Annotated in this window: 19 protein-coding genes; 9 read left to right on the top strand and 10 right to left on the bottom strand. The window is 72.6% G+C overall.

Annotation, left to right across the window (positions count from 1 at the left end; translation table 11 throughout):
• The first annotated feature begins 1 nt into the window (after position 1).
• Positions 2–865: a diacylglycerol/lipid kinase family protein gene (locus DKT68_RS06495; protein ID WP_109816506.1), complete on the top strand. Its 864-nt coding sequence runs from the start codon at positions 2–4 to the stop codon at positions 863–865.
• A gap of 24 nt (positions 866–889) precedes the next feature.
• On the opposite strand, the gene DKT68_RS06490 is transcribed toward DKT68_RS06495, so the two are convergent.
• From DKT68_RS06490 to DKT68_RS06480, 3 genes are all read right to left on the bottom strand, one after another.
• Positions 890–1,483, bottom strand: a complete 594-nt coding sequence (locus DKT68_RS06490) for a TetR/AcrR family transcriptional regulator (protein ID WP_109816505.1) — start codon at positions 1,481–1,483, stop codon at positions 890–892.
• 86 nt (positions 1,484–1,569) lie between these two features.
• Positions 1,570–2,382, bottom strand: a complete 813-nt coding sequence (locus DKT68_RS06485; protein ID WP_109816504.1) for a SigB/SigF/SigG family RNA polymerase sigma factor — start codon at positions 2,380–2,382, stop codon at positions 1,570–1,572.
• Between the two features lie 171 nt (positions 2,383–2,553).
• The gene (locus tag DKT68_RS06480) at positions 2,554–3,024 is read right to left on the bottom strand and encodes a response regulator (protein ID WP_109816537.1); all 471 of its coding nucleotides are present in this window, start codon (positions 3,022–3,024) and stop codon (positions 2,554–2,556) included.
• Positions 3,025–3,128: 104 nt separating this feature from the next.
• Here DKT68_RS06480 and DKT68_RS06475 point away from each other — a divergent pair, with 104 nt between their 5' ends.
• From DKT68_RS06475 to DKT68_RS06455, 5 genes are all read left to right on the top strand, one after another.
• Positions 3,129–3,932 (top strand): Stf0 family sulfotransferase, encoded by an 804-nt coding sequence (locus tag DKT68_RS06475; RefSeq protein WP_109816503.1) that lies wholly within the window; start codon positions 3,129–3,131, stop codon positions 3,930–3,932.
• A gap of 8 nt (positions 3,933–3,940) precedes the next feature.
• Entirely contained in the window at positions 3,941–4,777 is an 837-nt protein-coding gene (locus DKT68_RS06470) for a hypothetical protein (RefSeq protein ID WP_109816536.1), read from the top strand.
• Between the two features lie 161 nt (positions 4,778–4,938).
• The gene (locus DKT68_RS06465) at positions 4,939–5,355 is read left to right on the top strand and encodes a helix-turn-helix domain-containing protein (RefSeq protein ID WP_109816502.1); all 417 of its coding nucleotides are present in this window, start codon (positions 4,939–4,941) and stop codon (positions 5,353–5,355) included.
• 102 nt (positions 5,356–5,457) lie between these two features.
• Positions 5,458–5,739 (top strand): GNAT family N-acetyltransferase, encoded by a 282-nt coding sequence (locus DKT68_RS06460; protein ID WP_330848929.1) that lies wholly within the window; start codon positions 5,458–5,460, stop codon positions 5,737–5,739.
• Between the two features lie 147 nt (positions 5,740–5,886).
• A complete protein-coding gene (locus tag DKT68_RS06455; RefSeq protein ID WP_407940696.1) occupies positions 5,887–7,716 on the top strand; it encodes an AMP-dependent synthetase/ligase in 1,830 nt (609 codons plus the stop codon).
• A 135-nt stretch (positions 7,717–7,851) separates the two neighbouring features.
• Here DKT68_RS06455 and DKT68_RS06450 read toward each other — a convergent pair whose 3' ends face one another.
• Together DKT68_RS06450 and DKT68_RS06445 are read right to left on the bottom strand one after the other, a co-directional pair.
• Positions 7,852–9,027, bottom strand: coding sequence for a zinc-dependent alcohol dehydrogenase (locus tag DKT68_RS06450; protein WP_109816500.1), 1,176 nt, complete (start codon positions 9,025–9,027; stop codon positions 7,852–7,854).
• 7 nt (positions 9,028–9,034) lie between these two features.
• The gene (locus DKT68_RS06445) at positions 9,035–9,985 is read right to left on the bottom strand and encodes an SRPBCC family protein (RefSeq protein ID WP_236646743.1); all 951 of its coding nucleotides are present in this window, start codon (positions 9,983–9,985) and stop codon (positions 9,035–9,037) included.
• A 306-nt stretch (positions 9,986–10,291) separates the two neighbouring features.
• Here DKT68_RS06445 and DKT68_RS06440 point away from each other — a divergent pair, with 306 nt between their 5' ends.
• Positions 10,292–11,119, top strand: a complete 828-nt coding sequence (locus tag DKT68_RS06440) for a peptidoglycan-binding domain-containing protein (protein WP_109816498.1) — start codon at positions 10,292–10,294, stop codon at positions 11,117–11,119.
• Positions 11,120–11,175: 56 nt separating this feature from the next.
• Here DKT68_RS06440 and DKT68_RS06435 read toward each other — a convergent pair whose 3' ends face one another.
• Complete coding sequence (locus tag DKT68_RS06435) at positions 11,176–11,613, bottom strand: nitroreductase/quinone reductase family protein (RefSeq protein ID WP_236646742.1); 438 nt, start codon at positions 11,611–11,613, stop codon at positions 11,176–11,178.
• Between the two features lie 25 nt (positions 11,614–11,638).
• A complete protein-coding gene (locus DKT68_RS06430; protein WP_109816497.1) occupies positions 11,639–11,761 on the bottom strand; it encodes a ribosomal protein bL36 in 123 nt (40 codons plus the stop codon).
• A gap of 327 nt (positions 11,762–12,088) precedes the next feature.
• Between DKT68_RS06430 and hflX the strand changes: the two genes are divergently transcribed.
• A complete protein-coding gene (hflX, locus tag DKT68_RS06425; protein WP_109816496.1) occupies positions 12,089–13,240 on the top strand; it encodes a GTPase HflX in 1,152 nt (383 codons plus the stop codon).
• Positions 13,241–13,283: 43 nt separating this feature from the next.
• On the opposite strand, the gene DKT68_RS06420 is transcribed toward hflX, so the two are convergent.
• Positions 13,284–14,024, bottom strand: a complete 741-nt coding sequence (locus tag DKT68_RS06420) for a class I SAM-dependent DNA methyltransferase (protein ID WP_236646741.1) — start codon at positions 14,022–14,024, stop codon at positions 13,284–13,286.
• A 345-nt stretch (positions 14,025–14,369) separates the two neighbouring features.
• On the opposite strand from DKT68_RS06420, the gene DKT68_RS06415 reads away from it, so the two are divergent.
• A complete protein-coding gene (locus tag DKT68_RS06415) occupies positions 14,370–19,829 on the top strand; it encodes an ATP-binding protein (RefSeq protein ID WP_109816495.1) in 5,460 nt (1,819 codons plus the stop codon).
• Positions 19,830–19,880: 51 nt separating this feature from the next.
• Here DKT68_RS06415 and DKT68_RS06410 read toward each other — a convergent pair whose 3' ends face one another.
• On the bottom strand, positions 19,881–21,737 hold the full coding sequence (locus tag DKT68_RS06410) for an L-lactate permease (protein ID WP_109816494.1): 1,857 nt from the start codon (positions 21,735–21,737) through the stop codon (positions 19,881–19,883).
• A 49-nt stretch (positions 21,738–21,786) separates the two neighbouring features.
• Positions 21,787–23,112 carry a (Fe-S)-binding protein gene (locus DKT68_RS06405; protein WP_201748930.1) on the bottom strand — a complete coding sequence of 442 codons (1,326 nt, stop codon included), beginning with the start codon at positions 23,110–23,112 and terminating at the stop codon, positions 21,787–21,789.
• Between the last annotated feature and the right edge of the window lie 41 nt (positions 23,113–23,153).

Genomic DNA, 23,153 nt, shown 5'->3' with positions numbered 1-23,153 from the left:
GGTGCGGTCCTTCGCGGTGATCCTCGGGCCCACGGCGCGCCGTGGGCTGTCCCGGGTGATGCCGGTGGCGCACCGGCTCCGCGCCGCCGGCGCACGGATGCGGGTCGAGTACACGCAGACGGCCGAGGAGGCGCACCGCTGTGCCACCGCGGCGGTGTACGGCGGCGAGGTGGTCGTCGCCGCGGGCGGCGACGGCACCATCCGACTGCTCGCCGGCGCGGTCGCCGACACCGGTGGTCTGCTCGGCGTCATCCCCGCCGGTCGCGGCAACGACTTCGCCCGCCAGCTCGGGTTGCCGCACTCTCCCGACGCGGTCGCCCACCTGCTGCTGCACGGGCGTCCGCGGCACCTCGACGTCCTGCGCGTCGCGGGGCGAACGATCGTCGGCAGCGTCTACGTGGGGGTCGACGCGGTGGCCAACGAGCTGGCCAACCGGTCCCGTCTGCCCGCGCCGCTGGTGTATCCCACCGCCGGGCTGCGGGCGCTGCTGCGCTGGCCGCGCACCCGGTACACGATCACGGTCGACGGCCAGGCGGAGCAGCGGCAGGCGTTCACGGTGGTGATCGCGAACTGCGGGTACTACGGCGGCGGCCTGCACGTCGCCCCGGAGGCGCAGCCGGACGACGGGACGCTGGACGTCGTGGTGATCGGGCACGCCCCGAAGGTGCTGTTCCCGGTGGCGCTGCGACAGATGCGCACCGGCCGGCACGTGCGGCGCGGGCACGTCTCCGCCTATCGCGGCGCGTCGGTCACCGTCGGCGCCGACCGGCCGATGACCGTGTACGGCGACGGCGATCCCGTCGGCCGGACGGACGAGGTGCACGTCGAGGTCCGCCCACAGGCACTGCGTGTCATCGCCGGCTAGGTGTGCTGCCCGTGGACGGCACACCTAGTCCGGTCGCAGGTACCCGTCGACCAGGAGGGCCAGCTCGCGGTCGAACTCCTCGACCGGCACGTCGTCGGCGACCGTGCGGACGGACAGCACGAACGACTGTGTGGTCAGGAAGACCGCGCGGGCCATGACCTCGGGCGCGCCGGGCCGGATCGAGTGGTCCTCGTGGCCGGCGGCGAGCGCCGCCGCGAGGAACCGCAGCATCTCGTCCTGGCCGTTGCCCCGCCGGTCGAGGAGGTACGGGAGCAGCACCTCCGGATCGACGTCCCGGATCTTGCACAGCAGCGGGTGTTCCCGGAGCTGCCGGGCCACCGCCACCACCCGCGACACCAGACGCGACCGGGCGGACCCGACCGTCTCGGCGTCCGCCGCGGCCATCAGCACCTGGTGCCACTCGCGGCTCATCAGGTCGCCGATCAGGGACTGCGCGTCCGGCCAGCGACGGTAGACGGTCATCCGCGAGACGCCGGCGCGTCGCGCGACATCCGTCATCGTCGTGCGACGCACCCCGTACGCCAGCACGCAGTCACGGGCAGCGTCGAGAACCGTGTCGTCCACGCTGCGCTCGCCGGACTGGCTCGCCTCCACCACGCCGACTGTCTACCACAGGGGCGCGGTGTGCTCCCGCTGCGCATGCGTCCTCGAGAGCGGCGGCGACACGGGAGCCCGGCGGTGGCTCAGAAGGCGTCGACCAACTGCGTCCGCAGCTTGGCCAGCGCGCGGGCCAGCAGGCGGGACACGTGCATCTGTGAGACGCCAACCTGGTCGGCGATCTCGCTCTGCGTCTGGTTGCCGTAGAAGCGCAGGGTCAGGATCTTCTGCTCCCGCTCGTCGAGCGTGGCCAGCGCCGGCCCGAGGGCGACCCGCAGCTCGGCCAGCTCGAACTCGCTGTCCTCGCCGCCCAGCATCTCGCCCAGCTCGGTGCCCCGCTCACCGTCGCCGACCGGGGTGGACAGCGACACCGCGTTGTACGCCCGCGCGCCCTCCAGGCCCTCCAGGATCTCTTCCTCGGTGAGCTTGAGGTGGGCGGCGATGTCGGCGACCGTCGGCGAACGACCCAACGTCTGCAGCAGCGTGCTGTTGGCATCCGAGATCGCGAGCCGCATCTCCTGCAGGCGGCGGGGCACCCGGATGTCCCAGGTGCGGTCGCGGAAGTGGCGCTTGAGCTCCCCGATGATGGTGGGGATCGCGTAGCCGGCGAAGTCGACACCGCGGGACGGGTCGAACTTGTCGACCGCCTTGATCAGGCCCAGCGCCGCGGTCTGCGTCAGGTCGCCGGTCGGCTCGCCGCGCCCGCTGTACCGCCGGGCGAGGTGGTTGGCCAGCGGCAGCCACGCCTCGATCGCCCGGTCCCGCAGGGCGGCACGGGACGGATGGTCGGCGGGCATCGCCGCCATCGCGAGGAGCAGCTTCGTGGCGGGCGAGTCGGCCGAGGCGTCGTGGTCGACGGGGGTGCTCGTCGGCGCGGGCCGGTCAGTAGTGGTGATCATGATGGTTCCTCCGCATCGCGCCGGCCGCACACCGCTGCGCGGGCACCAACCGTATGAGCAGAGGCTAGACCAAACGACGCCAGAAACCTAGCCGAAAGTATGAGGTGGCGCTGATGGACACCCTGCCGCCGGAAGCAGTGACGCACCCCGCGCCCGCGCTCGCGCGTTCGGTCACTCGGTGGGCGGCGGCGGTGGGAGCGCCACGGTCCTGCCGTAGAAGCGGTGGATCTCGGCGATCACCCGGCCGAAGCTGTCCAGGTCCATGGGCTTGGTGACGTAGGCGTTGGCGTGGGCGCTGTAGCTCGCCAGCACGTCCGTGTCGACGGCAGAGGTGGTGAACACGATGACCGGGATCGCCTTGAGCTGCTCGTCCGTCTTCACCGCGGCCAGCACCTCCTGACCGCTCATCCGTGGCATGTTCAGGTCGAGCAGGATCAGATCGGGGCGCGGGGCGTCCGCATGCGCCTCCTCCCGCCGCAGGAACGCCATCGCCTCCACGCCGTCCGGGACGTGGTGCAACCCGGCGGGCAGGGCGTGAGCCACGAAGGCGTCCTCGATGAGGGTGGCGTCGGCGGGGTCATCCTCGACCAGCAACACCTGCAGCACGGCAGGTCCACCGGTGACGTCTACGACGGCAGTCACCACGACAGCCTACGACGGGGGTCTGGGAGGACCCTGTTCCCGCGCAGGACGGCGGCGCGGTCGGAAGCCGACCGTTGCGCGGCGGCCCGGGACACGGTTACGTCATGCCCGTGCCGACGAACCACGTGGACCGGGTCGACTCCTACTTCGTCTGCGCCACCCCGCGCACCGGCAGCTCTCTGCTGCTCGGGTTGCTCGAGTCGACGGGCGTCGCAGGGCACCCGCAGGCGTACTTCCGCGTTCCGGACGAGCCGCTGTGGGCGGGGCGGTGGCGGATTCCGCGCGGCGGTGACGGCGGGTTCGACGACGCGGCCTTCGTACGGGCGGCACTCGACGCGGGTCGCACCGACAACGGCGTGTTCGGCGCGAAGCTGATGTGGGGCACGCTCGACGAGCTGGTCGACAGGATCGGCCGGCTCCACCCCGATGCCGCCGGCCAGGATGCCGCGCTGCTGGAGCGCGCGTTCGGGCGTACCCGATACGTGTATCTGCGGCGTGCGGACGTGCTGGCACAGGCGGTGTCCTGGCTGCGTGCCGAGCAGACCCAGGCCTGGTACGTCGGTGGCAACGGCGAGATCAGCGGCGGTGGCGGCGACGGGCGGGCGCCGCACTTCGACAAGGACGGGATCGACGGCCTCCTGCGGACGATCGACGAGCACAACGCCGGCTGGCGGGCGTGGTTCTCCGCGGCCGGCGTGCGTCCCCACGTCGTCCGCTACGAGGATCTCGACGAGGACATGGTCGCCGTCACCCGCGAGGTCCTGGACTTCCTCGGCCTCGACACGCCGCCCGGTCGCGCTGTCGCGCCCCGACACCACCGCCAGGCCGACGACCTCAACCGTGAGTGGATCCGGCGGTACCGGGCCGAGCCGGCGAGCGGATCAACCGAGCCGGGAGCCGATGAGTGAACGTGAGCATGGCGACGAGCGCGGGCCGGCCCGACCGGCCGAACGAGGACTTCGCCGGCGCCGTTCCCGGCGCTGTCGTGATGCTGGACGGCGCCGGCATCCCGGGAAGCGAGTCGCTCTGCTCCCACGGTGTCGCCTGGTACACCCACCGTCTCGGTGGCGCGCTGCTCGGCCGGCTGTCCCGTGCCGACGGACGAGACCTCGCGACGATCCTCGCCAGCTCGATCGGGGAGACAGCCGCCGATCACCGCGACACCTGCGACATCACGCACCCGAACAGCCCGCAGGCGACCGTGGTGGTCGTCCGCGCCCACCGCGGCCGTCTGGACCATCTCCTGCTCGCGGACTGTTACCTCCTCCTCGACCAGGCCCGCGACGGCCCGCAGGTCATCACCGACGAGCGTGAGGTGACGGCCAGGCGCATCTGCTCGGAGCCCCTGGACGGCGTTCCCCGGGGAACGCCGGAGTACGACCGCGTCCGGGGCGCCTGCGCCGAGGCGCTGCGGGCCCTCCGGAACCAGCCGGGCGGCTACTGGATCGCCAAGGACGACCCGCACGCGGCCGAGCACGCGGTGACCGGCAGCCGGCCGCTCGCTGACCTGCGCGGCGTCGCGCTGCTCAGCAACGGCGCCAGCCGCATCGTCAGCCCGTACGGCCTGACCGACTGGCCCGGCGTGCTGGCGCTGCTCAGGGCAGACGGGCCGGCCGACATCATCCGCCACGTCCGGCGGGCCGAAGCCGCCGCCGACCCCGATGTCCGGCTCCCGGACGACGCCACGGTCGCGTACTGCACCCACCTGGCGCACTCCGGGGCCGGCGAGTCGTCGCCGGCGTCCGGCCGCTGAGGGTGTCCGCCGTGACACCGCCGCCCATCCCGACACCGACAGCGCCCCACGGTGACCGTACGTGGTCGGACGATGTCCGGGCGCTACGGCGGATGGCGACGCGTCAGCGGTCGGGGTTAGCCTGCCTGGGCATCGACCACGGGGGAAGCGACGGCCAGGACATGGGTGAGACGCCGGCAACCGCGCAGGCCGCATTCGCGCGATTCGTCCGCCAGGCGGTCGAGACCGCCCGTGACGAGCGCGGCTGGTCGGTGGCCGAGGTCGCGACGCGCACCGGCGTCAGTCGCTCCACGGTCTTCCGGTGGCTGTCCGGCGAGTGGCAGCACCACCCGGAGCTGCCCAAGGTGCGGGCGTTCTGCGCGGTCCTGGACCTGCCGCTCGGCGCGGCCCTGCGCGCCCTCACCCCGCCGCACACGGACGTCGCGCCACCCACCCCGCTGTCGGCGGACCCGGACGTGGAGGCGCACATCGCCGCCATCCGCGACCGGCTGGCCGACCCCCGCACCTCCGGCGCCGACAAGCAGCACATCCGCGCCACGCTGCGTCTGCTCGCCCGCGTCGAGTCCCGCGCCAGCTGACAACGCGCACTCCCGGCGGCGGCACCCGGCGGCGGCCACGCTCACCGGCCGGTCAGCTGGCGAGCGTGGTTGGATGGTCCGGTGCAGTTCACCGTGACAGACGTGCCGGAGCGCGAGCGATTCGAGGCGCGCGACGAGGCGGGCGTGGTCGCCGGGCTGGTCACCTACCAGCTGACCGGCACGATCATCGCCTACACCCATACCGAGGTCGACCCGGAGTTCGAGGGCAGGGGCGTCGGGTCGACACTGGCTCGCGCGGTGATGGACGACGCGCGGGCCAGGGGCCGGACCGTCGTGCCGATCTGTCCCTTCCTCGCCGAGTGGCTGGTCAAGCACCCGCAGTACGAGGACATCGTGGCCCGATCCACCCGCAAGGTGAAGTAGCGACCCTCGGGCTGACCCGTCGCACGGCACAGCGCCGCGCGTGGCGGTTTCGTCGTTCACCGTCGTGGCCACACTCCGCCGCGTCATCATGACCGCGTAGCGGCTTCGGACGCCGGGCGGCGTCGGTGGTGGAGGGGGTGCGACGGGGTGCAGGAGGTGTCGGTACCGCCGGCTGTCACGGACGCCACGTCGCCGGGCCTGGCGGACATGGTGTGGGACAACGCGCGGCAGGAGCCCGAAGGCCTGCAGTTCCTGCGCCCCTCGCCGGTCCCCCGGTCCTGGCCGGCAGCGACGGCGGCGGACGGGGCCGCCCCCGTGACGTGCGCCCAGTTCCGCGACGACGTGTGCGCAGTCGCCCGCGGCTTCATCGCCGCCGGGATCGGTCACGGGGACCGGGTGGGGTTGATGAGCCGAACCCGCTACGAGTGGACGCTCGTCGACTACGCGTTGTGGTCGATCGGGGCGGTCACCGTCCCGATCTACGACACGTCCAGCCCGGAGCAGCTCGAATGGATACTCGCTGACTCCGAGGCGGTGGGATGTGTGGTCGAGGCCGACAAGCACGCCGCGATGCTCGCCGACCTGCGCGCGGGCCTGCCCGGCGTGCGCCACGTGTGGCAGATCGACGCCGGGGACCTGATCGCGCTCGCCGGGCAGGGCCGCACCGTGGACGACGCCCAGGTGGACGCCCGCCGCACGGCGGTCACCGGCAGCGACGTGGCGACGATCGTCTACACCAGCGGCACGACCGGCAAGCCGAAGGGATGTGTGCTGACGCACCGCAACATCTACAGCGACATCGGCAGCGCCACCGCCGTGTTGCCGGAGCTGCTGCACCCGGGGGCGTCGACGGTGCTGTTCCTGCCGCTGGCCCACACGTTCGCCCGCCTGATCCAGGTCGGCATGGTGCTCACCCGCGCCACCCTGGTGCACAGCGCCAGCATGCGTGGCGCACTCGCGGACGTACAACGGCACCGACCCACCTTCATCCTCGCCGTGCCGAGGGTGTTCGAGAAGATGCACGCCCGGGCGCGGGAGAAGGCCGCGGAGGCGCACCAGGAGTGGCTGTTCCGGATGGCGGACAGCGTCGCGGTGCGCTACAGCCATGCCATCGACACGCCCACCGGCCCCGGAGGCCTCCTGCGGCTGGCGCACCGGGTGTTCGACGTGATCGTCTACCGGAAGCTGCGGGCCACGCTGGGCGGACGGTGCCGTACGGCCATCGTCGGCGGCGCCCCGCTCGGGGAGCGGCTCGGTCACTTCTTCCGCGGCGCCGGCCTGACCGCGTTGGAGGGGTACGGGCTGACCGAGACGTCACCGGCGTTGACCCTGAACCTGCCGACCGCGCTACGGATCGGCACGGTCGGTAGGCCGTTGCCCGGCGTGGACATCCGCATCGGCGACGGCGGGGAGGTCCTGGCACGCGGCGAGATGGTCTTCCCCGGCTACTGGCACAACCCCGACGCCACCGAGGCCACCTTCACGGCGGACGGGTGGCTGCGCACCGGGGACCAGGGCAGCCTCGACGGCGACGGCTTCCTGCGCATCACCGGCCGGACGAAGGAGATCATCGTGACGGCGGCGGGCACGAACCTCGCCCCCGCTCCGGTCGAGGAACGCGTCCGCGCCCACCCCCTGATCAGTCAGTGCGTCCTGTTCGGCGACGACCAGCCGTACGTCTCCGCGCTCATCACCCTCGACCAGCAGACGTGGGAGCGGTGGAGAGACTCCCACGGCCACCCCCGCGCGTCGGTGGCGGACCTGCGGGACGACCCCGGGCTACGCCAGGAGATCCAGCGAGCCATCGATGCCGCCAACGAGACGGTGTCCCAGGCCGAACGGATCAAGACCTTCCGCATCCTGCTCCGGGACCTCACCGAAGCCGACGGGGAGCTCACCCCCACGCTCAAGGTCAAGCGCGGGGTCGTCCGGTCACACTTCGCCGCCGACGTCGACGCCCTCTACCGCGGTCACTGACGCCGAGGCCACGCGGTGCGGAGCGCCGGGAGGTGACGCGTCTGCCATGCCTGCCGGGCCGCCGCACGGCGTGCCGGGGCGAGGGTGACGTCAGCTCGACCGGCGTCCCCTCGTCCCGGCAGACCATCGCCGCCGCTACGGCGTGAGCACCACCTTCAGGCAGTCGTCCTGCTTGTTCTTGAAGATGTCGTAGGCGTGCGGGGCCTCGGCCAGCGGCATGGTGTGGGTGATGATGAAGCTCGGGTCGATCTCGCCCTTGCGGATCCGTTCGAGCAGCGGCCGCATGTAGCGCTGCACGTGCGCCTGCCCGGCCCGCATGGTCAGCGAGCGGTTCATGAACGAGCCCATCGGGAACTTGTCGATGAAGCCGCTGTAGGCGCCGATCACCGAGATCGTGCCGCCGTTGTGGCAGCTCAACACCGCCTCCCGCAGCGCGTGGGGCCGGTCGGTCTCCGTCTTCGTCGCCTGCTTGGCCTTGTCGTACGCGTGCAGCGCGGCGGACGCGTGGTGCCCCTCCAGGCCGACCGCGTCGATGCACGCGTCCGGCCCGCGGCCGCCCGTCATCTCCCGCAGGGCATCCAGGACGTCGGTCTGCTCGTAGTTGATGATCTCCGCGCCGGTGTTCTCCTGAGCGATCCGCAGCCGGTAGGGGAACCGGTCGATGACGATGACCCGTTCCGCCCCGAGCAGGCGGGCACTGGCGGCCGCGAACTGGCCGACCGAGCCGGCGCCCCAGATCGCGATGGTGTCGCCGCGCTTGATGTCGCACATCTCGGCGGCCATGTAGCCGGTCGGCAGCACGTCGGACAGGAACAACGCCTTCTCGTCCGGCAGGTCGTCCTCGATCTTGATGGTCCCGACGTCGGCGTAGGGCACCCGTGCGTACTGCGACTGGCCGCCGGCGTAGCCGCCCAGGAGGTGGGAGTAGCCGAAGATGCCGGCGGGCGAGTGGCCCAGGAACGTCTCCGCGATCCCCGCGTTGGGGTTGGAGTTCTCGCAGATCGAGTAGAGGCCGGCCTGGCAGGAGGCGCAGTTGCCGCAGGCGATCGGGAAGGCCACCACCACCCGGTCGCCGACACTCAGGCCGTTGCGGACGCCCGGGCCCAGCTCCACGATCTCGCCCATGAACTCGTGACCGAGGACGTCCCCCTTCTTCATCGCCGGGATGTACCCCTGAAGAAGGTGCAGGTCGGAGCCGCAGATCGCCGTCGAGGTGATCCGCACGATCGCGTCGCGCGGGTTGAGGATCTGCGGGTCGGGCACCTTCTTGACCGCCACCTTGTTGGGTGCGATCCAGCAGGTCGCTTTCATGGGTGCCCTACCTTCCGGACCGGCGCGTCGCCAGCGGCTGCGCCGGGCGCTGCTTCAGCTGTTGCTGGATGCTGATGCCGTCCGGGCTGCCGTCGGAGCGCGTGATCTCGCCGGTCTCGATCATCTGCTTGAACCTGCGCAGGTCGTCGGAGACCTGCTGCTGCGGATCCTCACCGAACAGCTTGGCGACCCGCGCGCCGAACATGCCTCCGGGCACCCGGTAGCCGATCTCGACCCGCACCTCGGTGCCACGGCCCCCGGTGGACGGGACGAAGCGCACCGACCCGGAGTTGGGCACCCGTGCCCCACCCGTCGAGCGCCACGTGATCAGTTCACCCGGGCGGTCGTCGACGATCTCCGCGTGCCACGTGACGCTGCGGCCGGCCGGCGCCTTCGCCGTCCAGCGGGACCGCCGGTCACCCGTGGTCTGCACCGACTGGAGGTGCGACATGAAGCGCGGCAGGTTCTCGAAGTCGTGCCAGAACCGGTACGCGTCCGCGGCGCTGCGGTTGATCGTCACCGACCCGTGCACCCGGTTGGCGTTCCGCCCCGGCCGCCGACGGGTGACCCGTACCGCGCTGTACAGATCCACGGCGGTGATCCCGGCCAACGCCCAGGTCGTGTACGTCAGACGCCGGCGCCGTTCGCCACCGCGACCCATCATCGCCTGCCCGGCGGCGGCGAGGTCCAGCACGTCGCCGGCGACCCGGGTCCACGCTCCCCACCCCGCGCGCCGGGGGATCAGCAGGGCGGCGGCGTGGCCCAGCTCGCGTACGCCCGTCACCGCCAGCACCCGCCGTGCGGTGGGCGAGTCGTCGACCCCGCTCATCCGGCTGACCTGCTCCCGCCGCGCGAGAGTGGCCACCCCCAGACCGAGGCTGACCCAGCCCAGGAACCGGGCCAGGCCCTGCGGGCCGCAGTCCTCGCTGGCCCGCTCGATACCCAGGCTGTCGGTCACGGACCGGACACCCATGGTCGTTCTTCCCATGATCACCCCTTCGAGTTCGTGGTTGGCGGCGGCGTGCCGGGTGGCCGTCGCTCACGTCGAGCCGTTGCGGGGACCGGCTCGCCTGTCTCCAGCAGATCAGGCGGACGCGGTCGCCGCGGGCCGACCGGAAAGATGGGGTCGAGGAACCCGGGGGCCGGTCCGGGATCGCGGGGTGGGGAAGCCTTTCGCGCGATGAAGAATTCTGCCAGTATCCATCGATACATGGAAAAGCACTTACGAGCGCGTCAGCGTGCCGCACAACCGCATGGAGGAAGAGTGCTAACCAGGAGACGTGTGCTGCTCACCGCCGCGCTCGCGACGGCCGGTTCGGCGGTCACCGGCCAGAGTGCCCGCGCGGCGCTGCCGGTGGTCGACATGGAGGCGCTCATCAAGGCCGCGCAGATCGATCCGCGCCGGGCAGACACGGCGATCACCTCCGGCAGCAAGGACAGCGTCCTCCAGGTGGAACGCGCGCTGCAGGCACGAGGCCTTCTCGCGGCCACCTACGTCGACGGTCACTTCGGCACGAGCACCATCGCGGCGTACGCCGCCTACCAGCGGTCACTGGGATACACGGGGCTGGACGCCACCGGCCTGCCCGGGCAGACCTCGCTCCGCCTGCTGGGTGAGCAGCGGTTCACGGTCACGCGGGCGCTCTCCCCGGGCAGCGTCGTCACTCTTCGCGGCGCACAGGTCAACACGCGCACCCGGAGCATGCTCCTGGAGGCGGAACGCCTGCTCGGCGCTCAACTGACCATCACCCAGGGCTCCTACAGTTCCAGCACCCCGGCCTCGGCGGGCACCCACGACGGCGGCGGCGCGTTGGACCTGTCCGTGAGCGGCATGACCTCCACCTACCGGACCACCGTCGTCAGGCAGTTGCGCCGGGTGGGCTTCGCCGCGTGGCTCCGCACCCCGTCGCAGGGAGACTGGCCCTACCACATCCACGCCATCGCTCTGGCCGACACGGACCAGTCGGCCGGCGCCCAGCACCAGGCGGGCGACTACTACCTCGGCCTCAACGGGCTGGCAAACCGGGGTGCGGACGACGGCCCGGCCGTCACGCCGAAGGTGTCCTGGGAGGAATACCTGCGCACGGTCTGAGGCGACGGGCTCCGCCGCTCGGGCGTCGCCCGGTCAGGTCGAGGCCGGCTCGGGCGTCAGACCGGCTCAAGATCGACGCGCACCGTCAGCGGGCTCTCGGTCACCGCCTTCGACGTGCGCAGGCAGAGCCGGCGCGCGCGACCGCCGCCCCCGAGGATCCGCTGGCGCTGGCGCGGGTCGTCGTCCTCGACGATCCGCGCCGTTCCGGTCCGCCAGCGCGCACGCCGCCCGCCGCCCACCTTGAGCCGGACGCGGTTGTCGGCCTCCACGTTCCGGACCCAGTCGGCACGGCGCCCCCGCTGGGAGACCAGCCAGAAAACGTCACCGTCCAGGCCGTCGCACACCGGGGTGTACCGCGGCTGGCCGGTACGCCGTCCGGTCGTCTCCAGCAGGGCGTCGCCGGGAATCGGGAGCTTCCAGTCCCACGCGAGCCGGACGATCGGGTTGATCAGGCGCTGCTGGAGCGCGCGGGACATCGCGACCGGCCAGGACACGTCAGTACCCGTCCGCTCGCGGCTCTCAGCCCTGCCGGGCCTTCTGACGCGGGTCGGACTTGTTGATCACAAAAGTCCGGCCCCGACGACGTACGACGATCGAGTTCATCTTGTTCTTCAAACCGCGCAGCGAGTTCCTGACCTTCATCGCAGCCACCCTCTCCTGGTCGTAGCGCGCTGTCCGGTCCGACCGGCGTACCCGACCGGTCGACGCCCATTCGTCGCGTCGATCCCGAGGTCGCCGGCCGGCGTGGCCCGGTGCCACGTCGACCGCGAGGCGCGTGACCACGTCCAAGAACCCGTGGACGGACAGGTCGCGGTCCTGTCCCTGACCGGCAACCGCTCACCGGACACCTTCACCGCGTGGGCGCGCGGCGCCCGAGAGCGCCGTCGTTGACGACCGGTGGGGTGGCGGGTCCGCATGTCCGGCGGCAACGGGGGTAGGTCAGAACGCACGAGACGAGCGAGGTGGACGATGGCGGGATCGTGGTTGTTGGGCACCGGTGTCGGCACTCCGGGCGAACGCCCGACGGCGGTGCTGGTGGCGGTGCGTCAGGAGGACGGGGCGGGCGACAGCGGGCCGGGCACGGAGACCTCCCTGACCGAGCTGCGCCGGTTGGCCGACACCGACGGCCTGACCGTCGCCGACGCGGTGGTGCAGAGCCGGCCGAAGCCCGACTCCGCCACCTACATCGGCTCCGGCAAGGTCGACGAGTTGACCGAGCTGGCCGAGCGCGCGCACGCGGATGTGGTGATCGCCGACGGCGAGTTGACCCCCGGGCAGGTGCGCAACCTGGAGGAGCGGACCGGGGTGCGGGTCGTCGACCGCACGGCGCTGATCCTGGACATCTTCGCCGAGCACGCGCGTACCAGCGAGGGTCGGGTCCAGGTGGAGCTGGCGCAGATCGCGTACCAGTTGCCCCGCCTGCGCGGCGACGGCCGGTCGATGTCCCGGGTCGGTGGTGGCCGGATGGCCGGCGGCGCCGGAATGGGTGTGCGTGGCCCCGGTGAGATGCGGTTGGAGACCCAGCGGCGGACGCTGCGCCAGCGGGCCACCCGGCTGCGTCGCAACGCCTCGGAGCTGGCCCGGAGGCGGGAGCGGGTGCGTGGCCGGCGAGCCCGCAACCAGGTGCCCTCGGTCTCCATCACCGGCTACACCAACGCCGGCAAGTCCGCCCTGCTCAACCGGCTCACCGGCGCGGACGCGCAGGTACGGGACGTCCTGTTCGCCACCCTCGACCCGACCGTGCGCCGGATCAGCACCGGCGACCTCACCTACACCGTCGTCGACACCGTCGGGTTCGTCCGCCACCTGCCACACCAGCTCGTGGACGCGTTCCGCTCGACGCTGGAGGAGGTCACCCGCAGCGATCTGACGATGCACGTGGTGGACGCCTCGGCCCCGGACGCCCTCGACCAGATCACCACGGTCCACGGGGTGCTGCACGAGATCGGCGCCGGCTCGGTACCTGAACTGCTGGTGCTCAACAAGATCGACGTCGCGCCGCCCGAGTCGGTGCAGGCACTGCAGCGCGTCCACCCGGACGCGGTGGCCGTGTCGGCGCTGACCGGGGCCGGCATCGGTGACCTGCGGGTCACGCTGGCCGACCGGCTGTCGCACCGGTGATTCCCGTCCGGCGGGGACGGTCGGCGTGGGCGGCGGGTCGGGCCTACGCCGACGCCGGTCGCCGGTAGACCGACACGTGGTCGCGGCTGTGGTCGGTGAAGGGCCGGCCCGTCCAGTCCTCCCACCGCTGTTCCCGGGTCATTCCGGCCAGTTCGGCCATTAGGTCGAGCTCGGCGGGCCAGGCGTAGCGGTGGTTCGCGGGGAGCAGGTCGACGCCCGTCCCGGTGAGCCGGATCTTGGTGGTCGTCATCCGCTGCTCCGCCGGGTGCAACAGGGCCGCCTCGAGCATGACCGCGTCCTGCGCCACCCGAACCGGCCGCAGGGCCGCGCCGGCCCGGAACGCGGCCGGGTCCGGCACCCACGCCTCGACGACGAACCGGCCGCCGGGACGCAGGTGCGCGGCGGCGTTGCGGAAGCACGCGACCTGCGCGGCCTGGTCGGGCAGCGCGAAGATCGTGTTGAACGCGAGCAGCACCAGGGCGAACTCGCCCGGCACCCGGGTCGCGGCGAAGTCGCCGATGGCCACCTCGATCCGCTCCCCTCCCGGCTTCTCCCGTAGCCGGGAGGCCATCACCGGGGACCCCTCCACGCCCGCCACGGTCAGCCCGCGCTCCTGCAGCGGCAGCGCCAGCCGGCCGGTGCCCACCCCGAACTCGCAGACCGGGCCACCGTCGGCGAGTTCCACGAGTCGCTCGACCGCCGACGTCGGGTCCAGGTGCGCGAAGGCGTCGTCGTAGGTGTCGGCCGGCACGTGCCGGCCGTACTCGCTCGCGTCGAACGGCAACGGTGCCTCCCGGGGCTGGTGGGGCCCGCGGGCCGACGGGCGCCCGCACCAGGTGCCCACATTCGGCGCGATCAAACCGAAACGCCCGAGATGGGCACTCGTCGGATGGCCGGCCCCTCGACCACTCTCAGTAGTCTCCCGAGCACGTTTCGCCACCTCGCCTGGCACGCGCTGTGCCTCCGCGGTCCGGTGGCCAAAAACTCTTGTCGGGTTCCTACAACTGAAGGCCGGGTGGTTCGGCGATTGCGCCATGGCGCCGGCAGCCACCAGACGGAAGGGTGGATCACTGCGGGGAGCCGTCGTCTCCCAGCGAGCAGATCATGGTCTACCAAAGGGGTCAGTCGGGTGTTCAACCGTGTCGCCATCGTCAACCGTGGTGAGGCCGCCATGCGTCTCATCCACGCGGTCCGAGAGTTGGCTGCGGAAACCGGCATCCGGATCGAGACGGTCGCCCTCTACACCGACGTCGACCGCACCGCCACCTTCGTGCGCGAGGCGGACATCGCCTACGACCTGGGCCCGGCGTCCGCCCGCCCGTACCTCAACCTGGCGACGCTGGAGCGCGCCCTGACGGAGACCGGGGCCGACGCGGCGTGGGTCGGCTGGGGGTTCGTCGCCGAGGACCCGGCGTTCGCGGAGCTGTGCGAGAAGATCGGCGTCGCCTTCGTCGGGCCGAGCGCGGAAGCCATGCGCCAGCTCGGCGACAAGATCGGCTCGAAGCTGATCGCCGAGGAGGTCGGCGTGCCGGTCGCGCCGTGGAGCCGCGGCGCCGTCGAGACCCTCGATGCCGCGCGCACCGCCGCGGCCGAGATCGGCTACCCGCTGATGCTCAAGGCGACCGCGGGCGGCGGCGGACGCGGCATCCGCGTGGTCAGGAACGAGGCCGAGCTCGTCGACGCGTACGAGCGCACGAGCCAGGAGGCGGCGCGGGCGTTCGGCAGCGGCATCGTGTTCCTGGAGCGCCTGGTCACCGGCGCGCGGCACGTCGAGGTCCAGGTGATCGCCGACGGGCAGGGCACCGCCTGGGCCCTCGGTGTCCGCGACTGTTCCGTACAGCGGCGTAACCAGAAGGTCATCGAGGAGTCGGCGTCGCCGGTGCTGAGCCCGGCGCAGGCGGCCGAGCTCAAGACGTCGGCCGAACGGCTGGCCCTGGCGGTCGGATACCGCGGCGCGGCGACCGTCGAGTTCCTCTACCACCCCGGCGACCAGCTGTTCGCCTTCCTCGAGGTCAACACCCGCCTCCAGGTCGAGCACCCCATCACCGAGCTGACCACCGGGTTCGACCTGGTCAAGGCGCAGCTGCACGTCGCCTCCGGCGGGCGGCTCGACGGGGAGCCGCCGGTGGAGCGCGGGCACGCCATCGAGGCCCGGCTGAACGCCGAGGACCCGGATCGCGACTTCGCGCCGTCCCCGGGCCGCATCGCGCGGCTGGACCTGCCCACCGGCCCGGGCATCCGGGTCGACACCGGCGTCAGCGAGGGTGACACCATCCCGGCCGACTTCGACTCGATGATCGCGAAGATCATCGCGTACGGCCGGGATCGCGACGAGGCGCTCGGCAAGCTGCGCCGGGCGATGGCGAACACCACGGTGATCATCGACGGTGGCGCCACGAACAAGAGCTTCGTGCTCGACCTGCTCGACCAGCCCGAGGTGATCGACGCCAGCGCGGACACCGGCTGGATCGACCGCGTCCGGGGCGAGGGCAGGCTCGTCGCGCACCGACACTCCGGGGTCGCGCTGGCGGCAGCCGCCATCGAGTCGTACGAGGAGGAGGAGCGCGTCGAGCGGCAGCGGCTGCTGTCGACGGCGTCCGGTGGGCGGCCGCAGGTGCAGCACAAGAGCGGCCGGCCGCTGGATCTCAAACTGCGCGGGGTCACCTACCGCATGCGCGTGGCACGGGTCGGCGCGCACCGGTTCCGGGTCGGCATCGAGGTGGGCGCGGCCGTGCAGACCGCCGACGTCGAGCTCGACCGCTTCGACCGGCACACCGGTCAGATCGTCGTCAACGGCGCCCGGCACCGCCTGCTCACCGGCACGCACGGTCCGACCCACCTGGTCGAGGTGGACGGTGTGACGCACCGGGTCAGCCGCGACGAGGGCGGTGTCGTCCGCTCCCCCATGCCGGCGCTGGTCGTCGCCACGCCACTGGAGGTGGGCGCCGAGGTCGAGGCGGGCGCCCCGGTGCTGGTGCTGGAAGCCATGAAGATGGAGACGGTGCTGCGGGCGCCGTTCGAGGCGCGGCTGAAGGAGTGCGCGGTCTCGGTCGGCAGCCAGGTGGAGGCCGGCGCGCCCCTGCTGCGGCTGGAGCCGCTCGCCGACGAGGCCACCGAGGCCGCGGACGACCAGGCCGCCGCCCCCGTCGAGCTGGACCTGCCCACCGCCGCCGAGGACGCTCCGGCGTACCTGCGCAGCCGGCGCGGCCAGGAGGACCTGCGCGCCCTGCTGCTCGGCTTCGACGTCGACCCGCACGACGACCGCCGGGTGCTCGACGACTACCTCACCGCGCGGCGGGAGGCCGCCGAGGCCGGCCACCGGCCGCTGGCAGCGGAGCTCGACCTCGTCGACGTGTTCGCCGACCTGACCGAGCTGAGCCGCAACCGGCCGACCGGTGAGGACAGCGGCGCCCACGCGCGCAGCGCCCGCGAGTACTTCCACACCTACCTCCAGAGCCTCGACGTCGAGCGGGCCGGGCTGCCGGACTCCTTCCAGGCCAAGCTCGCGAAGGCGCTCGGGCACTACGGCGTCACCGACCTGGAGCGCACCCCCGAGCTCGAAGCCGCCGTGTTCCGGATCTTCCTGGCCCAGCAGCGCGCGTCCGCCGACGCCACGGTCGTCGCCGCGCTGCTGCGCGCGTGGCTGCGGGAGACCCCGCCGGACGAGGCGCTGCGCGAGCCGGCCGGTCTCGCGCTGGAGCGGCTGGTGGCGGCCACGCAGGTCCGCTTCCCGGTGGTCGCCGACCTGGCCCGCGGCGTGGTGTTCGCCTGGTTCGCCCAGCCGCTGCTGCGCCGCAACCGCGCCCGCGTGTACGCCGAGGTCCGCGGGCACCTGCGTCACCTGGACGCGCACCCGGACGCGGCGGACCGCGCCGAGCGCGTCGCCGAGATGGTCCGCAGCACCGAGCCGCTGGTACGGCTGCTCGGCCAGCGGCTCGTCCGCGACCACCTCGACAACGCGGTCATGCTGGAGGTGCTGACCCGGCGGTACTACGGCAACAGGGCGCTCACCAGCGTGCGGACCCGCGAGGCCGGGGGCTGCACGTTCGTGGTCGCCGAGCGCGCGGACTCGAGCGTGCTCTCCGCCGCGGTGAGCTTCGACGCGCTGGGCGGTGCGCTGCGCGGGCTCGCGGAGCTGGCCGGCGGCGAGGACGCCGTCGACGCCGACATCTACCTCGGCTGGGAGAACCAGCCGGAGGACTTCGACGCGATGGCGGCCGCCCTGCTCGAGGTCGTCACCGCGTACCCGCTGCCGCCCCAGGTCCGCCGGCTCACCACCACGGTGGCGGGTCGCGGCGGAGCGGTGATGCACCACCACTTCACCTTCCGCCCGTCCGGCGGCGGGATGACCGAGGACCGGCTGATCCGTGGGCTGCACCCGTACATCGCGCAGCGGATGCAGCTGGAGCGGCTGCACAAGTTCGACCTGACGCGGCTGCCGTCCTCGGACGAGGAGGTCTACCTCTTCCAGTGCGTCGCGCGGGAGAACCCGTCCGACGAGCGCCTCGTCGCGTTCGCGCAGGTGCGTGACCTCACGGAGCTGCGCGAGCAGGACGGTCGGCTGGTCGCGCTGCCGACCACGGAGGACGCCGTCGCCGCCTGCCTCGACTCGATCCGCCGCGCCCAGTCGCGGCGACCGTCGAAGACGCGCTTCAACACGAACCGGATCGTGATCTACGTCTGGCCGCCGAGCGAGCTGACCCGCGAGGAGATGGAGATGATCGCCGGGCGTGTGCGCCCGACGACCGCCGGCGCCGGGCTGGAGGAGATCCTGTTCATCGCACGGCAGCGCGACCGCCGCACCGGTGAGCTGACCAAGATCGCCGTGCGGATCTCCTTCGACGCCGCGGGCGGCGCGGAGCTGGCCATCGGCGCGCCGCCGGTGGAGCCGGTCGAACCCCTCGACGAGTACCGGCTGAAGGTGCTGCGCGCGAGCAGCCGCAACACCGTCTACCCGTACGAGCTGACCGGCCGGCTCGGTGACTTCGTCGAGCACGACCTCGACGACGACCACGCGCTGGTGCCGGTGGACCGGCCGAAGGGGCGCAACAGCGCGGCGATCGTCGCCGGGGTGGTCACCACGCCGACCGCGCGGCATCCGCAGGGTGTCACCCGGGTCGTGCTGCTCGGCGACCCCACGAAGTCGCTGGGCGCCCTGTCGGAGCCGGAGTGCCGCCGCGTGATCGGCGCACTGGACCTGGCGGAGCGGCTGCGGGTGCCGCTGGAGTGGTGGGCGCTGTCGGCGGGCGCCCGGATCTCCATGACCTCGGGCACGGAGAACATGGACTGGGTGGCCGCGGCGCTCAAGCGGATCGTCGAGTTCACCCAGGCCGGCGGCGAGATCAACATCGTCGTGGCGGGCATCAACGTCGGCGCGCAGCCGTACTGGAACGCCGAGGCGACGATGCTCATGCACACCAAGGGCGTCCTGGTGATGACGCCGGAGTCGGCGATGGTCCTCACCGGCAAGCAGTCGCTCGACTTCTCCGGTGGTGTGTCCGCCGAGGACAACTTCGGCATCGGCGGCTACGACCGCGTGATGGGGCCGAACGGGCAGGCGCAGTACTGGGCGCCGAACCTGACGGCCGCCCGGGACGTGTTGATGTCGCACTACGAGCACACGTACGTCGCGCCCGGCGAGGACGCGCCGCGCCGCGCCGTGACGACCGACCCGGTCGACCGCGACATCTCCTCCTTCCCGCACGACGTCGCCGGCAGCGCCTTCGCCACCGTCGGGGAAATTTTCTCCGCCGAGTCCAACCCGGACCGCAAGAAGCCGTTCGACATCCGCACGGTGATGCGGGCGCTCTCCGACCAGGACCACCCGGTGCTGGAGCGCTGGGCGGGCATGGCCGACGCGGAGACCGCGGTGGTGCAGGACGTACACCTCGGCGGCATGCCGGTGTGCCTGCTCGGCATCGAGTCGCGATCGGTGCCGCGGCGCGGCTTCCCGCCCACCGACGGCCCGGACACCTACACCGCGGGCACGCTGTTCCCGCGGTCGTCGAAGAAGGCCGCGCGGGCGATCAACGCGGCCAGCGGCAACCGGCCGCTGGTGGTGCTGGCGAACCTGTCGGGCTTCGACGGCTCGCCGGAGTCGATGCGCAAGCTCCAGTTGGAGTACGGGGCCGAGATCGGGCGGGCGATCGTGAACTTCCGCGGGCCCATCGTCTTCTGCGTGATCTCGCGCTACCACGGCGGCGCGTTCGTGGTGTTCTCGAAGGCGCTGAACCCCAACATGACGGTGCTCGCGCTGGAGGGTTCGTACGCCTCGGTGCTCGGCGGCGCTCCCGCCGCCGCGGTGGTGTTCTCCGCCGACGTCAACGCCCGCACGGCGGCCGACCCGCGGGTACGGGACCTGGAGGCGCGCGCGACGGCCGTGGCCGGTGCCGAGCGTGCCGCGTTGACCGCGGAGCTCGACGAGCTGCGCTCGTCGGTGCGCGCGGAGAAGCTCGGCGAGGTGGCCACGGAGTTCGACCGCGTCCACAACATCCAACGCGCCGTCGAGGTCGGCTCGGTGGACGCCGTCGTGAGCGCCGCCGACCTGCGTCCGCGCATCATCGAGGCCATCGAGTCCCGGCTGGGCTAGGCCGTGGGTGGGGTCGTCCCCGCGCGGGACGACCCCACCCGCCCGGCGGGATCAGGGCACCATCCACCCGAGGACCGCCGTGCCCTGGAGCGCGACCAGCACACACATGAACAGCAGCAGGAGCAGGCTCCAGCCGAACACCTTGCGGAAGATCTCCCCCTCCCGGCCGGCCATGCCGACCGCGGCGGCGGCGATGGCCAGGTTCTGCGGGCTGATCATCTTGCCCAGCACCCCGCCCGAGGAGTTGGCCGCGGCCAGCAGCACCGGGTCCAGCCCGGCGCGGGCCGCCGTCTCCACCTGCAACGCCCCGAACAGCGCGTTGGCCGAGGTGTCCGAGCCGGTCACCGCCACGCCGATCCAGCCGAGGATCGCCGAGAGGAAGACGAACGCCCCACCGGCGGCGGCCAGGAACGCGCCGAGGGTGTTGGTCTGACCGGACTGGTTCATCACGTACGCCAGGGCGAGCACCGCCATGACGGTGACGATGGCGTAGCGCAGCTCGACATAGGTCCGCCCGTAGGCCCGCAGCGCCCGACCGGCGGAGACCCGCAGCACCAGCGCGGTGAGGACCCCGGCGAGGATCATCAGCGTGCCGGCGGCGGGCAGCCAGTTGAGGGTGAACGTGGCCGACGACAGCGGTTTGGCGTTCGTGCCCAGGATGTCGAGGCCCGGCCAGGCGAACTTCACCGTCCACGGCTCCCCCGCCAGGGCGTCCTTCACCGGTCCGAGGTTGGCGACGGAGAAGATCGCGATGATGATCAGATAGGGCGCGTAGGCACGGACCACCTCCGCCGGGGTGTCGGGGAGCCGCGGGGCGGCCGACCGGCGCGGACCGGTGTCGGCCGGGTCCCGGCGCTCCCCGGGACTGTCGTGGGAGACCAGCGGGTCGCCCGGCGGGGTCTCGCCGCCCGGGCCGTCGAGCGACGGCGCGGCGGCGGTGGTCGTACCGGATCGACGGCTGGCGGTGGCGCGGACGGCGCCGGGGTCGGCGGCCTCGGCCTGGGCGGGCGTCCGGGCGGCGGGCACGCTCGCCGCCTCCGGCTCGCGGCCCAGGTCGTCGGGGGTGACCGGGCGCCAGACGCGGACCAGCAGCACCACGGCGGCGGCCGAGACCAACGCGGCGACGATGTCGGTGAGCGGCACGGAGATGTAGTTGGCGGCGACGAACTGCGCCAGGCCGAAGGTCACGCCGGCGACCAGAGCGGCGGGCCAGGTCTGCCGGATGCCGCGCCGTCCGTCCACCAGGGCCACGAGCAGCAGCGGTACGACCACCGCGAGGATCGGCGTCTGGCGACCGACCATCGCGCCGAGCGTGTCCACGGTGAGCCGGGAGTCCTCGTTGGCGCCGCTGGTGACGGTGGCGAGGGTGACGATCGGGGTGGCGAGCGCGCCGAACGCCACCGGCGCGGTGTTGGCGAGCAGCGCCACGGAGGCGGCGTGGATCGGGCGGAAGCCGAGCGCCATCAGCATCACCACGGTGATGGCGACCGGGGTGCCGAAGCCGGCGAGGGCCTCCAGCAGCGCGCCGAAGCAGAACGCGATGATGATGGCCTGGATCCGCATGTCCGGGCTGACCCGTTCGAACGAGCGGCGCAGCACGTCGAAGTGTCCGCTCTCGACGGTGAGGTTGTAGACCCAGATGGCGTTGAGCACGATCCAGAGGATCGGGAAGAACCCGAAGGCGGCGCCCTCGGTGGCCGAGAGCACGGCCTGTCCCACCGGCATGGCGTAGACGGCGACCGCCACCACCAGCGCGACCGCTAGCGAGATCAGCCCGGCCAGCCAGGCCTTGACCTTCAGCGCGCCGAGCAGGACGAAGAGGGTGAGCAGCGGCAGGACGGCGAAGGCGGCCGAGAGCCCGACGGAGTCACTGACGGGATCGGTGACGACTGTGAACTGGTCGAACATGGGTCACCTCGACGCTGGGAGGGTGGCGGGTGGCGGCTGGGGTTCGGCCCTACAGCAGTTCCTCCACCGGGCGGGCGCGGAGGGAGGCGTCGAGGACCTGGACGGTGTGGGCCAGCGCGATATGGCCCCCGGAGCGGGTCACCGCGGCGGCGACCTGCATGAGGCAGCCGGGGTTGGCGGTGACGAGCAGCCGCGCCCCGGTGGCCAGTACGGTGCGGGCCTTACGGTCGCCGAGTTCGGCGGCCGGCCCGGGGTGGAGGACGTTCCAGATTCCGGCCGACCCGCAGCAGATCTCCGGGTCGGCGACCTCCCGCAGCTCCAGCCCGGGAATGTCGCGCAGCAGGCGGCGGGGCTGGGCGCGGACACCCTGGGCATGGGCCAGGTGGCAGGCGTCGTGGTACGCGACGGTCACCGGCAGCGGGTGGCGGGGGGCGACCGGGCCCAGCTCGACGAGGAGCTCGGACAGGTCACGCACCTTCCCGGCGAAGTCGGCGGCGAGCGCCGCGTACCGGGGATCGTCGTGGAGCAGCTCGCCGTACTCCTTGAGCGTGGAGCCGCAGCCGGCCGCGTTGACCACGAAGAAGTCGATGCCGGCGGCGGCGAACGTGTCGAGCATCCGGCGGGCGAAGCGCTGCGCCTCCGCCTCCCGTCCGTTGTGCACGCTGAGCGCGCCGCAGCAGCCCTGCCGGTCGGGCAGGATGACCACCTCGCAGCCCTCGGCGGCCAGCACCCGGGCGGTGGCGGCGTTGACCTCGGGGAAGAACGCGCTCTGCACGCAGCCGGTGAGCATGCCGACGACGGCCCGCCGGGGCCCGGTCGCGGGCACCCGCTGCGGTGGACGCGCCGGCCGGCGGAGCCGAGGAGCGAGGGACTCCAGCGCCGCCAGGGTGGGTGCCAGCCGTGGCAGGAGGCCGGTGCGCTGGACCAGGCGGCGCACTCCGCTGGCATGGTACGCGCGCAGCGGGCCACGCAGCAGCCGCAGCCGCCGCGGGTACGGAAAGAGCGCGAAGACCGCCGCCCGCAGCGCCCGTTCCCGGGGCCCCCGGCGGTGCCGGCGTTCGACCTGCTGCCGGGTGTCCTCGATGAGCCGGTCGTAGCGGACCCCGGAGGGGCAGGCGGTGACGCAGGACATGCAGCCGAGGCACTGGTCGAAGTGGGTGATCATGGACTCCGACAGCGGCTCGCCCTCCAGCCCCTCCTTCATCAGGTAGATCCGCCCGCGTGGCGAGTCCATCTCCTCGCCCCACAGCACGTAGGTGGGGCAGGTGGGCAGGCAGAAGCCGCAGTGCACGCAGTCCGACACCAGCTCGGCGGCGGGCGGGTGGTGCGCGTCGAACGCGCCCACGCCGGGCGGTTGGCCGGCCAGGCCGAGCACGTCGCGTGGCCCACTGGCGGGGCGGGTCCCGCCCGGGGAGG

The organism is Micromonospora acroterricola (genome assembly GCF_003172955.1).
In the GTDB taxonomy this organism is placed as follows: Bacteria; Actinomycetota; Actinomycetes; order Mycobacteriales; family Micromonosporaceae; genus Micromonospora; species Micromonospora acroterricola.
Note: the sequence above shows the minus strand (reverse complement) of the source record. Positions and strands in the feature narration are given on the sequence as shown.

Excerpts from the sequence above, each read along its gene's own strand:
- DKT68_RS06485 (WP_109816504.1), bottom strand. The coding sequence starts at position 2,382 with ATGATCACCACTACTGACCGGCCCGCGCCGACGAGCACCCCCGTCGAC.
- DKT68_RS06475 (WP_109816503.1), top strand. The coding sequence starts at position 3,129 with ATGCCCGTGCCGACGAACCACGTGGACCGGGTCGACTCCTACTTCGTC.
- DKT68_RS06470 (WP_109816536.1), top strand. The coding sequence starts at position 3,941 with ATGGCGACGAGCGCGGGCCGGCCCGACCGGCCGAACGAGGACTTCGCC.
- DKT68_RS06465 (WP_109816502.1), top strand. The coding sequence starts at position 4,939 with ATGGGTGAGACGCCGGCAACCGCGCAGGCCGCATTCGCGCGATTCGTC.
- DKT68_RS06450 (WP_109816500.1), bottom strand. The coding sequence starts at position 9,027 with ATGAAAGCGACCTGCTGGATCGCACCCAACAAGGTGGCGGTCAAGAAG.
- DKT68_RS06430 (WP_109816497.1), bottom strand. The coding sequence starts at position 11,761 with ATGAAGGTCAGGAACTCGCTGCGCGGTTTGAAGAACAAGATGAACTCG.
- hflX (WP_109816496.1), top strand. The coding sequence starts at position 12,089 with ATGGCGGGATCGTGGTTGTTGGGCACCGGTGTCGGCACTCCGGGCGAA.
- DKT68_RS06410 (WP_109816494.1), bottom strand. The coding sequence starts at position 21,737 with ATGTTCGACCAGTTCACAGTCGTCACCGATCCCGTCAGTGACTCCGTC.